Consider the following 12,194-nt stretch of genomic DNA (forward strand, 5'->3'; position numbering starts at 1 on the left):
GGATAGTATGAGTTATTTGAAGAATATAACAATAGATGGACAAGCATTAAAAGAGCTGCAACCTGGTGATGTGATGTGGAAGGGCTCCTCAAAATTCGGGATTATGGGGGGGGATAATACTGGTGTTGCCATCCATCCACTTCTGCTTCAACGTCACATGCTTTTCATCGGCTCCATAGGCAGCGGAAAATCAGTATCAATGTATCATCTAATCGAAGGGCTGCGGAAAAACTTATCTGAAGACGATGTCATGATTGTATTTGATGCGAAGGGTGACTATCTAAAAACATTTTATCAAGATGATGACTACGTTTTGACAAATGAGACTGAACAGATTCCAGGATTAGTTCGATGGAATATATTTGAGGATATATTGTCTACAAAAAAAGAAAAGCAAGATGAAGTTATTTGGGAAATTGCTAGCTCATTATTTAAGGAAGATATCGAAAGTTCCAGTTCCCCTATCTTTGCTACAGGAGCTAGAGATTTGTTTGCGGCTATCTTAGTAGCCATCGTTAGGGAAAGTGAAGAAACTGGACTGCATTGGAATCACGCTTTATTAGTAGAATGGATTCAAAAAGCCACAGATGTGACTGTTCGAAATTTGCTGCTGAAACATAAAGATTTATCCTGGGTAAGAAACTATATAAACAAGGACAATGATGTTAGAACGAATCAATCTTTTTTCATGCATTTATATCAAAACATTTTCTCAATCTTTTCAGGTACGTTTAAGGAGGCAGGTAGTTTCTCTTTAACAAGAGCAATTAAAGAACGTAATGGAAGAGCGATTTTTCTTGAATACGATATTGCCAGCGGAAATGTCTTAAAACCTATATTTACTTTGATTTTGGATATAGCAATGAAAAATGTACTTGGGCAGAAAGAAGAGGATTGCAAAGGGAACATCTATTTTATCCTTGACGAGTTTCCGTTAATCCCAAAGCTTAATTATATGGATAGTGCTCTAAACTTTGGGCGTTCATTAGGTGTTAAAATCATTGCGGGTATCCAAAACGTAGGCCAGGTGAAAAATGTATATTCTGATTCGCTAGGTGAGAGCATTCTTAGTGGTTTCGGAACGATATTTGCATTCCGCTTATTTGATGAACCTAGCAGAAGCTTCATTATTCATCGGCATGGGAGAAGCAAAAAGATGGTTGCTTATAACTCATCAAACTCAAGTAAAGGTGTTCAAGATATGCTACTTGATGGGTATGTCATTGAAGATTGGGACCTGACGGATCTATCAATTGGAGAATGTATTGTTTCACCTTTTAATGGGGAGCCGTTTAAATTTTATCCGGTAAACTTTAAAAAATGATTAGGGGGATTTGGTGGAAATGACAGAAAGATTTGTACCAATTGGGCGTGAACTTGGCTTATATGGTGAGGAGCAAGGAAGGAAATTCTTTACGGTGGGGAATGGGATACATCAGGTTATATTGTCTGACCTTGAACATTTCATATGGAAACATCTAAAAAATTATACTTCCTTAACAGATTGGAAAACAGATTTATCTGGGAAATTGAATTCCAAGTTTCCCAAACTGGACTTTAATGAAGTCGTCCTTAAATTGCTTGCGTTAGATTTAATGAAACCTTGGGACTTTAAAGATATTCAGGATGATGATTTAGTAGGTATTTTTGTGGTAAGGAATGGAACGGTCTATGGAAACCATCAGGGTAAGTGGAAGATTGGCGATTTTGTCAAAAAGGATGAACGTTCCCTAACGAAGGAGCAATATACCCTTTGGAATGCAGCGGCTGGAGGGACCACTTTACTTCAAGTTGTAGACCAAGTAATGGAGAAACTAGGTTTGACGGAGGAAGCTGCATTACAGCTGTTAACTAAACAAGGATACTTTCTAATTAGAAAAGGGCTATGGAATACAGAGTATCTTGGGTTCTTAGTTGGAGGGGGAGAAGATGGAAAATAATTTAGTCGCAATCGGTGAAGGTCTTGGTGATTATCAAGGAGTGTCGGGGCCAATAACGTTCTCTATAAAATTGGGAGATGAAGAAATCGAGGTAGATGGCTTTACATATGGAGTTTGGCAGACAGTAAAAAGATCGTTAAGTTCAAGAAGCAAGTTAGTTAATCTTTATAAGCAGGTCGCTGAACCAAAGAAAGTATACATAGCTGTTGAAGAACTAGTGAAAAAAGGTATGTTGATCGAGTGGGAAAATCAGTATGATAAGACTTTCTTTGAGCAGTTTGCGTTAGTACCAAAAGGCCAAGCTGGTAAACAAAGAGGTAATGATCAGGAGTTGATTAGCTATCCTAAAACTGAGCCGAGTGTTGTGCCAGTGGCTGCATATCTAATTTGGCTTCATGCTCACCCGTTTCTTAGCTGCAATACAACCTTAAACGCTGTGCGTGAGGAAAGCGGAATCGATATGAATGAATTACAAAAAGAATTTGTCAGTTGGATTCCAATCTTGGTTATGTATGATGTCATAGCTATTGTTCCAGTGAACTAACGGGAAGGGTCAGCTCAATGTGGATTAAAAATAAGATAGCAAAAATAAAATCAGATATCAACACGAAAAGAGCATATTGCAAGGCCGTGGCAGAAATGCCTACTGGTGATCGAGTCAAGCTGGTAAAAGCGCAGTTGGAGAAAAGAATCTTAGGTTCCAATACTGAACAGAGCATCCAGTCTAAAAGAGAACAGTTGAAAGATCCTTCAAAAATTCCCGATGCAGCAGTAAATACTGAAAAAGCGATTGTAAAAGCTGGAATCGAAAAAGCACCTGCTTTTATTGTAAGTAGTTTTGTTGAACTCGATTTCACCATGAAGCTCGCTGGAAAAGAAGGGTTAAAGGCAATTGGCATAGACCTTGAAAAACCGTTCAACTATATCGGTGAAAAATTAGGTGCTGGTTTCGAAAAGGGGTATGATAAATATATTGCTGGAAGCCGGAGAGAGTCGTATCAAAAAAGACAAGACAATCTCTCGAGTGAAAAACGTGCAGAACAAGTGAAGAAACTGGAAGATAGTGTAGCCAAGCAAGAAGAGAGTCGCAAACTCATTGAAGAACACGATAAACGAATGAGCGAGATTTTACAAAGTTACGAAACTGAGCCATCCCAGCCAAAAGAAAATGAAACCGATATTCCTCAACAAATTGATCATGCCAAGGATGAATGGGAAGATGATCCCGAGGAAACAGAGAAAGATGCTTTAGCAGAAATAGATGAACTCAGCCCTCCAGAAGAAACCCTTCAGGATGAACCTGAATCTGATGAAGAATCGAATGATAATGAAGAAACTGATTCTAAAGAAGAAGACGGAGAATCAGAGAAACAGGAAGAACAGGACGTGCTGGGGGAAATTGAAGAACAGGAAGACTTGGAGGAACCTGAAGAGCCTGAGGAGCAGGAAAATTTTGAGGAACCTGAGGAACAGGAAGACCAGGAAGAGTCTGGAGCGCAGGAAAACTTGGTGGAATCTGAGGAACAGGAAGACTTGGAGGAACCTGAGAAACAGGAGGGCCAGGAAGAGTCAGAAGAGCAGGAAGACTTGGAGGAGCCTGAAGAACAGGAAGGCCAGGAAGAGTCAGAAGACCAGGAAGACCTGGAGGAACCTGAAGAACAGGAAAGCCAGGAGGAGCCTGAAAAACAGGAAGACCTGGAGGGACCTGAAGAACAGGAAAGCCAGGAGGAGCCTGAAGAGCAAGAAGACTTGGATGAACTTGAGGAACAGGAGGGCCAGGAAGAGTCAGAAGAGCAGGAAGACTTGGAGGAGCCTGAAGAACAGGAAGGCCAGGAAGAGTCAGAAGAGCAGGAAGACTTGGAGAAACCTGAAGAACAGGAAGGCCAGGAAGAGTCAGAAGAGCAGGAAGACTTGGAGAAACCTGAAGAACAGGAAGGCCAGGAAGAGTCAGAAGAGCAGGAAGACTTGGAGAAACCTGAAGAACAGGAAGGCCAGGAAGAGTCAGAAGAGCAGGAAGACTTGGAGGAACCTGAGAAACAGGAGGGCCAGGAAGAGTCAGAAGAGCAGGAAGACTTGGAGGAACCTGAGAAACAGGAAGGCCAGGAAGAGTCAGAAGAGCAGGAAGACTTGGAGAAACCTGAAGAACAGGAAGCAGCCAGGAAGAGTCAGAAGAGCAGGAAGACTTGGAGGAGCCTGAAGAACAGGAAGTCCAGGAAGAGTCAGAAGAGCAGGAAGACTTGGAGGAGCCTGAAGTACAGGAAGGCCAGGAAGAGTCAGAAGAGCAGGAAGACTTGGAGGAACCTGAGGAACAGGAGGGCCAGGAAGAGTCAGAAGAGCAGGAAGACCTGGAGGAGCCTGAAGAACAGGAAGGTCAGGAAGAGTCAGAAGAGCAAGAGGACTTGGAGGGACCTGAGGAACAGGAAGGCCAGGAAGAGTCTGGAGAGCAGGAAGACTTGAAGGAACCTGAAGAACAGGAGGGCCAGGAAGAGTCAGAAGAGCAGGAAGACTTGGAGGAACCTGAAGAACAGGAGGGCCAGGAAGAGTCAGAAGAGCAGGAAGACTTGGAGGAACCTGAAGAACAGGAGGGCCAGGAAGAGTCAGAAGAGCAGAAAGACTTGGAGGAACCTGAAGAGCAGGAAGGCCAGGAAGAGTCAGAAGAGCAAGAGGACTTGGAGGAACCTGAGGAACAGGAAGGCCAGGAAGAGTCTGGAGAGCAGGAAGACTTGGAGGAACCTGAGGAACAGGAAGGCCAGGAAGAGTCAGAAGAGCAGGAAGACTTGGAGGATCCTGAAGAACAGGAAGAGCAGGAAGACTTGGAGGAGCCTGAAGAACAGGAAGGTCAGGAAGGGTCAGAAGAGCAAGAGGACTTGGAGGAACCTGAGGAACAGGAAGGCCAGGAAGAGTCTGGAGAGCAGGAAGACTTGAAGGAACCTGAAGAACAGGAGGGCCAGGAAGAGTCAGAAGAGCAGGAAGACTTGGAGGAACCTGAGGAACAGGAAGGCCAGGAAGAGTCTGGAGAGCAGGAAGACTTGGAGGAACCCGAGGAACAGGAGGGCCAGGAAGAGTCAGAAGAGCAGGAAGACTTGGAGGAACCTGAAGAGCAGGAAGGTCAGGAAGAGTCAGAAGAGCAAGAGGACTTGGAGGAACCTGAGGAACAGGAAGGCCAGGAAGAGTCAGAAGAGCAAGAGGACTTGGAAAAACCTGAGGAACAGGAAGGCCGGGAAGAGTCTGGAGAGCAGGAAGACTTGGAGGAACCTGAAGAGCAGGAAAGCCAGGAGGAGCCTGAAGAACAGGAAGACCTGGAGGAACCTGAAGAACAGGAAAGCCAGGAGGAGCCTGAAAAACAGGAAGAGTCTGAAGAGCAAGAAGACTTGGAGGAACCAGAAGATCAGGAAGGCCAGGAAGAGCCTCAAGAGCAAGAACGACCGGAACCAGAGCAAGAAGAGCCTGAGGCTGAGCAGGAACGACCGGAACCAGAGCAAGAAGAGCCTGAGGCTGAGCAGGAACGACCGGAACCAGAGCAAGAAGAGCCTGAGGCTGAGCAGGAACGACCGGAACCAGAGCAAGAAGAGCCTGAAGCTGAGCAGGAACGACCGGAACCAGAGCAAGAAGAGCCTGAGGCTGAGCAGGAACGACCGGAACCGGAGCAAGAAGAACCTGAGGCTGAGGAGGAAGAGCCAGAACCAGAACCAGATCAAGATAATGAGTCGGAGAATGAAACTCATGAAATGGTATCAGAGGAAGATGAACATGAAGGAATGTAAGAAGATTATTTACCTATCGATTTATAACTCTTTAATACGTTCTGCTTAAAAAATATAAATACCCAGCCTATAAAACTATCAAGGCTGGGTGTTTTTTCTGTGTGCGGAAACCTGTTTATTGTGTCTGAAAACATAGCACGAGGTCCTTACTTTTTCATATCATCATCCTTGCCTAGTAATAATGTAACTTTAAAAAGGAGTATGGGTATCGTATTCGGTGAGTAAACAGGAAAATTAAACTATTTTTTTGGATTTTTGACATAAAAGTAAGTATTCGCAGGCTAGCGAATTGGCGAATGAAAGGTTAATGGAATATGAATTAACAAAAAAGTTCTAGAACCCTTCCGAGAATATTGTTAAATTACTCCTTTACTAAAATAACAAACCTTACACTTTTGGGAATTTCCACACTTTATTTGGAGCAAATATCTGATAAGGCCCATTCGCATTATCTTAAGCCTTCAACCAGGATGGAGTTCAGCTTTTTGGTCCAATATTGTGTTCTATGCCTGCAACCCTACCGTTTTGTCCGGTCGCTGACAATACTCTTTAATGTCTGGAGGATTACTGGATAGTCTTTCGTGGAAATGATGTAATAAGTGGGAATATAAATGCTGTCACCGCCAATTAAATTTAAGACGTATGCGGGGGTCTTTATTCCTAGGTACCCCGTTGGTATATTGTTTTCTTTTTCAACATTCTTAATGAAGTTCAATTTGACTGATTGATCCCTGACTGTGAGGGTTTCCTTGTTGTAGCTGAACATCTGCTTATTTCTGATTAGAAGGATATTGAGCATGATAGCCATTCTGCCAAAATATATAATGCCCAAGATACCTGCAGTAAAAGAAATTACCTTCCTGATAGTGGGAGCATCCATAAATATACTTGCCAGGATCAAGGAAGCACCAGTTATGATAAAGATTGCGCAAATGAGTAATCGTCCAATAATGGTTGTAGTACGATAATTTACTATTTTCATATTTCCACCTTATAGTTTAATCCGACTTTAAAAGATTTTACTTGTTGTTACTCGAGAAAGAGTTGTTTACAATAATTTCTGCCATTCTACTTTATGAAGGGTTCTTATGGTAATATTTTTCTCCCTCTCGCGCTCTTCTTCCTTAATCGCCCAAATTCGTTCTTTCCCAACAAGCAGCATTACAACCTTGAGAAAGTGGGGGAGTCCTTCATCTTCAGTCCGAAAGAGAGAAGAGTTAACGATGTTACCGTTCTCTTCATGAAAATCATTCGCGAATTGATCAGCTGCCAGCCAAAAATTGATTTTTTCCTTTAACTGAATCGAGCGAATGAATTCTTCAAAATGCTTTTCTTTAACTGTAAATTGCATCGAATCCCAGTTGTTGAATTGTGGCTGAAAAAAAGCAGTCACTTCCTCTCTTAGTTCATCTAACTCCAATACACATAAAACACGAACAACTTGATTGGAGACTAAATGAAATATGAATCCATTTCTGCTGCTAGGAGTAGTAAGAACGAACTGGCCATTTTCATTTTCATTATATGCCTGGAACATATTATTGGATGTTGCCAGGTCGTGTAACAACTCACTAAAACCCTCTGTAAATGCAAGTGGATCGTGTAATCGAAGAATATAATCATCGCCGTTATCAATCGGGCATAAATAAAGTGCCCCCGGTACAATACCGGGGGCACTTATTAGCTGCAAAGGTGCTTTTTTAAACTGTCCGTAAACGAAGGCACAGTGCACATTCGTTACCTCTTTTTTTTTATTTAAGCTTCAAGTGGCTTTTTAGTTCATCTTGAACTCTTTGTTTTTCACTTTCTGGAACCATTAAGTAATAAATTTTGTTTATTTTGGTTCCAGACCCCTTAATTTCCATTTGTTCAATATTTTTGCCTGCATCTTTATAATTCTTTTGAATGTCTACCATCTCATCAAAAGTGAGGTTGGTTTTGACATTATTACCTAGAGCTGCAAAGATCTCATCAAACTTCGTTAATGAAGAGAAGCTGGCACCTTTTTTAATAACACCTTGGATAATTTGACGTTGTCTTGTCTGCCTTCCGAAGTCGCCTCTCGGGTCTTCATAACGCATTCTGGAATATTTCAAGGCTTTTTCGCCATTAAGGACTAATTCGCCTTTTGTGAAATGGACACCTTCATAAGTGAAATCTAGTGTATTGTTGACCGTAACCCCTCCGACAGCATCTACAATTTCCTTAAAGCTCTCCATATTGATTTGCATATAGTAATCGATAGGGATATCAAGGAAGTTTTCTACTGTATCCATTGACATTTCTACCCCGCCAAACGCGTAGGCATGATTGATTTTATCATCGAAGCCTTTTCCTACGATTTCTGTTCTAGTATCGCGTGGGATACTTAGCATTTTGGTTGAGTTTTCTTCAGGATTTACTGTTAAAACAATCATTGTATCTGAGCGGCCACGGTCACCAGATCGCTCATCGACCCCAAGCATCAGAACTGAAAAAGGTTCTTTCTTCTCCAGTGTGATTTCTTCAACCCTTTTCTCCGATTTCTCACGCTTTATCGGCTGGTGCATGGTATCTACTGCTTTCGTTAGTGAAGAATAGACATTATAAGCGTATGCTCCTACTCCTGCAATTAATAATAGAAAAATGACTCCAACGACTCGGAGCCATGTTCGCTTCTTCTTTCCTGTATGTTTTTCGGCTCTCATGAATTGACCTCCATAGTATGACAAAATAGCATGACATCTGACATCTAGAATACCAAAAAAGCAAGAATTTGAATATCCTTTTTTTTGAAATAAAAAGCAGCATCCAACAATCTTGGATGCTGTCTAGATTAGTACGCGATATATCAAATTACAAAAATATAAACAATAACTTAATCCAACCTAAAAATGAAATCCAAAGCGGTATGCTTAATGAGAATGCCCATGAGAAACCTATTGCAAAATTACCTTCATGTTCCATACCATCACATCCCGTGACTTTTAATAAAAATATACCCGCTTTTCTGAAAATATATTCCTGGAATAATTGTACATAGGGAAAGATCCCAACTTGTTAATGTTGGGATCTTATTATATCTCATGGTCTCTTAAATCTGATTGGCAAGTAAAGTTACAAGTGCACTAATCAGTACGGTGGAGAGAAGGATGGATGTATATAATATGTATTTGTTCCGTTCCTTTTTCCGTTGTTTTTCTTCCGGCGTAAGCCACTGATAGTTAGACATCAAATGTAGTCTCCTTTATCTTTGATGGCAGCTGGCTGGCTTCGCCTTATGACGGAGGCCCCTCTAGCTTTGCGTCACTCTTTTTCAAGAGTTTTGCCTTCTAAAGTATAACTTTATGAAACTTGTGAAAAAATAGGTATTTTGTCACATTTTGTCGCTTGATTGTAATAGACTTAATAATTTTTTAATTATCGCTGATTAATTTTTGACCTTCCTGATCATCGATTTATCTGGGAAGCCTTCCCAACTAATAGGTAATACCTTACTATAGACATATAGTAAAAAGTATTAGGAGGGAATCATGTATAGGAAATCATATTTTGTATTTTTGCTAGTTTTTATTGCTATATTTTCTATGCCTGGAGTTCAGTCGAGTGCTGAGGGAATTGCTCCATTCCAGGTTACCGAAGTAACGGAAACAACGGTTAGCGGTACTGCAGTTGAAAAAGGGCGGATCCAGGTTATAGCCAATGGAAAGACCATCGGAAAGGGATATGTCTTAAATCATTCTTATTCTATAAAACTTTCTGAAAGACTGAAGGCTTCAGAACTGAGAGTGAAGTTTTTTGGAAAGACAAAGATAACAGAAGTAATTGTGGATTATAATCCGGTCATTAAAGTGAACCCCGTAAATGACAGTTTGAAAATTTTGTCGGGGATTGCTGAAAAAGGCGTGAAGCTTTCGGCATATACAGGTGCTACTGCCCTGGAGTTAGGTAAATATAATGGAACTACCGGAGAGTTTGAGTTCAAGCCTTCCAACCTTTTACAAGCTGGTTCTTTAGTTACTGTCATCTCAGAGAGAAATGGAGTCAAGAGCTCCAGCGAAGTCCTTGTAAAGAAGGCACTTCTGCCGCAAACTCCTATTTTAAACCCAATCTCTAACCTGAATACAGTAATCACTGGACAAGCAGACTATGGGAGTACATTATATGTCCAGGTCAATGGCCAGCAGATGTATTCCAGTTCAATAAATGAAACTGGCACCTTCAAAGTTTTGCTGAATGGCAGCACCCCTCTTAAAGCTGGTACAAAGTTGACAGCTTATGTGGTTGATGGGGCTGGCAGGAAAAGCGGGACTGCTGCTGTGACGGTTGAGGATAAGATCACGCCGCCGGCACCTAAGCTGAATGGTGTTACTGATAAGTCTTTTTCTATTAAAGGAAAATCGATTCCTGGGACACTGATCTACGTGAACAGGAATTCTAAATATTACAAAACAGTCAGAGCCAACTCATATGGCGACTTTTCTGTTCCGGTCCCATTACATAAAAGCGGTACCGTGTTCCAGGTGTATACATACGATCAAAACAAAAATAAAAGTCCCGAAAGCAAGGTCGTAGTTGCATCTGCAGCAAGGGCCAGTTCAAAACAACTTTACGCTCCGATTGTCAGGCAGATGCCAGAACTGAACAGAGGGTGTGAGGTCACATCGTTAAGCATGATGCTTGGCTCGGCAGGAATCAGCTCGAACAAGATGACTCTTGCCTTACAGGTGAAGAAGGATCCGACTCCATATCGGAAAATTGGTTTGAATATTTATTTCGGCAATCCAAACTATGGTTTCGTAGGGGATATGTATTCCTTTAGTAAGCCTGGCTTCGGTGTATTCAACGGGCCAATTGAGGAACTGGCCAATCAATATATGCCTAATAGAGTTGTAAATTTAACGGGTCAGTCATTTGATGAGGTGCTCAACTATGTATCAGCAGGGCATCCTGTCTGGGTTATCACGACAAGCTGGTTCAAGCCGGTGCCGGACCAGTACTGGCAGACATGGCATACTCCTCAGGGGCAAATCCGCATCACGATGAAGGAGCATTCGGTCCTGATTACCGGATATGATGCCAAGTACGTTTACTTTAATGACCCGCTTGATGGAAAGAAGAATAAAGCCGTTCCACTTAGTCAATTTATCGGCGGCTGGAAACAATACGGCAGCCAGGCAATTAGCTATTATTGATGGTTCTTTATCTATCTAACTAACTAATACGGGAGGAATTATGTCTAGAATCTTGAATCTGTTATTTTCATTGATATTGATTTTTTCTCTGGCTGCGCCAGCGGTCCAGGCCGAAACGTTCATTGCGGATGAGAACTTTGACAAGGCTATAAAGGAACAGCTTGGGCTGAAACAAACTTCAGAAATCAGTCTTCAGGACATGGAAACGATTCAGTCGCTGCTGGTACCGGAAAAGAGGATTAGCAGTCTTAAAGGAATTGAACGTGCTAGTAATCTAAAAGAGCTCGATATCTCTGGTAATCAAATTAAAAGACTGGGAGATTTAGAAGGGAATACTTCGATAGAAACATTAATCGCTGATGGAGATGGTTTATCTTCTGTTGAGGATTTGAAGCCCCTTAACAATTTACAATGGCTTAGCCTGGGGGGAAACCAGATTACTGACCTAAGTGGACTATTGCAGCTTAATGGGCTTACTTCTCTATCTCTTTTTAAAAATAATATTCAGGATATTACAGCGTTAAAAGGTCTGACAGAGCTGGAATATCTTGACCTGGATGAAAATAAAGTCACTGACCTTGCGGCGCTTGCCGGTTATGAAAAGTTGACTACGCTGTTGGTTAGCGGAAACAGGATTAAGTCAATTTCTCCGCTGAAAGAGATTGCCAGTCTTGCTTACCTGTATGCGAATGATAATGAAATTTCGGACTTATCACCTTTAGCAGGGCTAAATGTAGAGGATGGAGAAATTGATCTTGCCCGGAATAATATTAAGGATCTTTCTCCAATGGCAGGCATTCAAGTGAGAGGGACATTAAGGCTGGATATAAGTGAGAATGAGGTGTCTAGTCTTGAACCATTACAAAAGCTTCATAGCATAACCAGTTTGAAGGCAAGCGGAAACTCCATTAACAGTCTTGAACCGCTGAATGGTATGACAGAATTTAAGCTGTTGGATGTAAGTTATAATCAGCTGGGGAGTTTAACCGGATTGAACTTTTCAGGCGATAAAGACTACAAGCTGGATTTTAGCCATAACAGCTTAAAAGATATAAAAGTCCTGGAATCTGTAACGATGGGGGAAATAGATTTAGAGAGCAATAATATTGTAGACATCAGTCCCTTAAGGAATCTTTCTGCAGGAACTGTAAAGTTAAAAAATAATCCGCTTAGTCCTGAATCGATTAAGTTAATCCATGAGCTGCGGAAAAAAGGGGTAGAAATTGAATTTGAACGAACAGTAACCCGGCTTGGAGGAGCTACACGCTACGATACGGCAGCGGAAATTGCCCGTAATAGCTGACCGGCAGCGGATA

Annotated in this window: 10 protein-coding genes and 1 riboswitch; of the genes, 6 read left to right on the forward strand and 4 right to left on the reverse strand. The window is 41.7% G+C overall.

The genetic code is table 11. The features are described from left to right. Positions 1–7: 7 nt before the first annotated feature. From LC048_RS00280 to LC048_RS00295, 4 genes are read left to right on the forward strand one after another with little or no spacing between them, the layout of a single operon-like run. Positions 8–1,324, forward strand: coding sequence for a type IV secretory system conjugative DNA transfer family protein (locus LC048_RS00280; protein WP_226601529.1), 1,317 nt, complete (start codon positions 8–10; stop codon positions 1,322–1,324). Positions 1,325–1,343: 19 nt separating this feature from the next. Further along, positions 1,344–1,940 carry a hypothetical protein gene (locus tag LC048_RS00285; protein ID WP_306049124.1) on the forward strand — a complete coding sequence of 199 codons (597 nt, stop codon included), beginning with the start codon at positions 1,344–1,346 and terminating at the stop codon, positions 1,938–1,940. After that, on the forward strand, positions 1,930–2,484 hold the full coding sequence (locus LC048_RS00290) for a hypothetical protein (RefSeq protein ID WP_226601531.1): 555 nt from the start codon (positions 1,930–1,932) through the stop codon (positions 2,482–2,484). Before LC048_RS00285 ends, LC048_RS00290 begins: the two co-directional genes overlap by 11 nt. A gap of 17 nt (positions 2,485–2,501) precedes the next feature. Next, positions 2,502–4,397 (forward strand): hypothetical protein, encoded by a 1,896-nt coding sequence (locus LC048_RS00295; RefSeq protein ID WP_306049125.1) that lies wholly within the window; start codon positions 2,502–2,504, stop codon positions 4,395–4,397. Between the two features lie 1,824 nt (positions 4,398–6,221). Here the strand turns inward: LC048_RS00295 and LC048_RS00300 are convergent. The 4 genes from LC048_RS00300 to LC048_RS00315 all read right to left on the reverse strand — a co-directional run bounded on the left by LC048_RS00300 (position 6,222) and on the right by LC048_RS00315 (position 8,915). Then, positions 6,222–6,686, reverse strand: coding sequence for a hypothetical protein (locus tag LC048_RS00300; protein ID WP_226601533.1), 465 nt, complete (start codon positions 6,684–6,686; stop codon positions 6,222–6,224). Positions 6,687–6,752: 66 nt separating this feature from the next. Beyond that, complete coding sequence (locus tag LC048_RS00305; RefSeq protein ID WP_226601534.1) at positions 6,753–7,436, reverse strand: hypothetical protein; 684 nt, start codon at positions 7,434–7,436, stop codon at positions 6,753–6,755. A gap of 19 nt (positions 7,437–7,455) precedes the next feature. Further along, positions 7,456–8,391, reverse strand: coding sequence for a polyisoprenyl-teichoic acid--peptidoglycan teichoic acid transferase TagU (tagU, locus tag LC048_RS00310; RefSeq protein WP_226601535.1), 936 nt, complete (start codon positions 8,389–8,391; stop codon positions 7,456–7,458). Positions 8,392–8,777: 386 nt separating this feature from the next. Continuing rightward, positions 8,778–8,915: a hypothetical protein gene (locus LC048_RS00315; RefSeq protein ID WP_226601536.1), complete on the reverse strand. Its 138-nt coding sequence runs from the start codon at positions 8,913–8,915 to the stop codon at positions 8,778–8,780. A gap of 23 nt (positions 8,916–8,938) precedes the next feature. Next, positions 8,939–9,023: riboswitch (cyclic di-GMP riboswitch) on the reverse strand. A gap of 193 nt (positions 9,024–9,216) precedes the next feature. Here LC048_RS00315 and LC048_RS00320 point away from each other — a divergent pair. Next, positions 9,217–10,878 carry a C39 family peptidase gene (locus tag LC048_RS00320; protein ID WP_226601537.1) on the forward strand — a complete coding sequence of 554 codons (1,662 nt, stop codon included), beginning with the start codon at positions 9,217–9,219 and terminating at the stop codon, positions 10,876–10,878. A gap of 40 nt (positions 10,879–10,918) precedes the next feature. Then, positions 10,919–12,181 carry a leucine-rich repeat domain-containing protein gene (locus LC048_RS00325; protein WP_306049127.1) on the forward strand — a complete coding sequence of 421 codons (1,263 nt, stop codon included), beginning with the start codon at positions 10,919–10,921 and terminating at the stop codon, positions 12,179–12,181. Positions 12,182–12,194: the final 13 nt, after the last annotated feature.

Source organism: Mesobacillus subterraneus (genome assembly GCF_020524355.2).
GTDB classification, from domain to species: domain Bacteria; phylum Bacillota; class Bacilli; order Bacillales; family Cytobacillaceae; genus Mesobacillus; species Mesobacillus subterraneus_C.

What these genes read in the sequence shown, in the direction of transcription:
- LC048_RS00280 (WP_226601529.1), top strand. Translation starts at nt 8, where the DNA reads ATGAGTTATTTGAAGAATATAACAATAGATGGACAAGCATTAAAAGAG.
- LC048_RS00285 (WP_306049124.1), top strand. Translation starts at nt 1,344, where the DNA reads ATGACAGAAAGATTTGTACCAATTGGGCGTGAACTTGGCTTATATGGT.
- LC048_RS00290 (WP_226601531.1), top strand. Translation starts at nt 1,930, where the DNA reads ATGGAAAATAATTTAGTCGCAATCGGTGAAGGTCTTGGTGATTATCAA.
- LC048_RS00295 (WP_306049125.1), top strand. Translation starts at nt 2,502, where the DNA reads ATGTGGATTAAAAATAAGATAGCAAAAATAAAATCAGATATCAACACG.
- LC048_RS00300 (WP_226601533.1), bottom strand. Translation starts at nt 6,686, where the DNA reads ATGAAAATAGTAAATTATCGTACTACAACCATTATTGGACGATTACTC.
- tagU (WP_226601535.1), bottom strand. Translation starts at nt 8,391, where the DNA reads ATGAGAGCCGAAAAACATACAGGAAAGAAGAAGCGAACATGGCTCCGA.
- LC048_RS00315 (WP_226601536.1), bottom strand. Translation starts at nt 8,915, where the DNA reads ATGTCTAACTATCAGTGGCTTACGCCGGAAGAAAAACAACGGAAAAAG.
- LC048_RS00320 (WP_226601537.1), top strand. Translation starts at nt 9,217, where the DNA reads ATGTATAGGAAATCATATTTTGTATTTTTGCTAGTTTTTATTGCTATA.
- LC048_RS00325 (WP_306049127.1), top strand. Translation starts at nt 10,919, where the DNA reads ATGTCTAGAATCTTGAATCTGTTATTTTCATTGATATTGATTTTTTCT.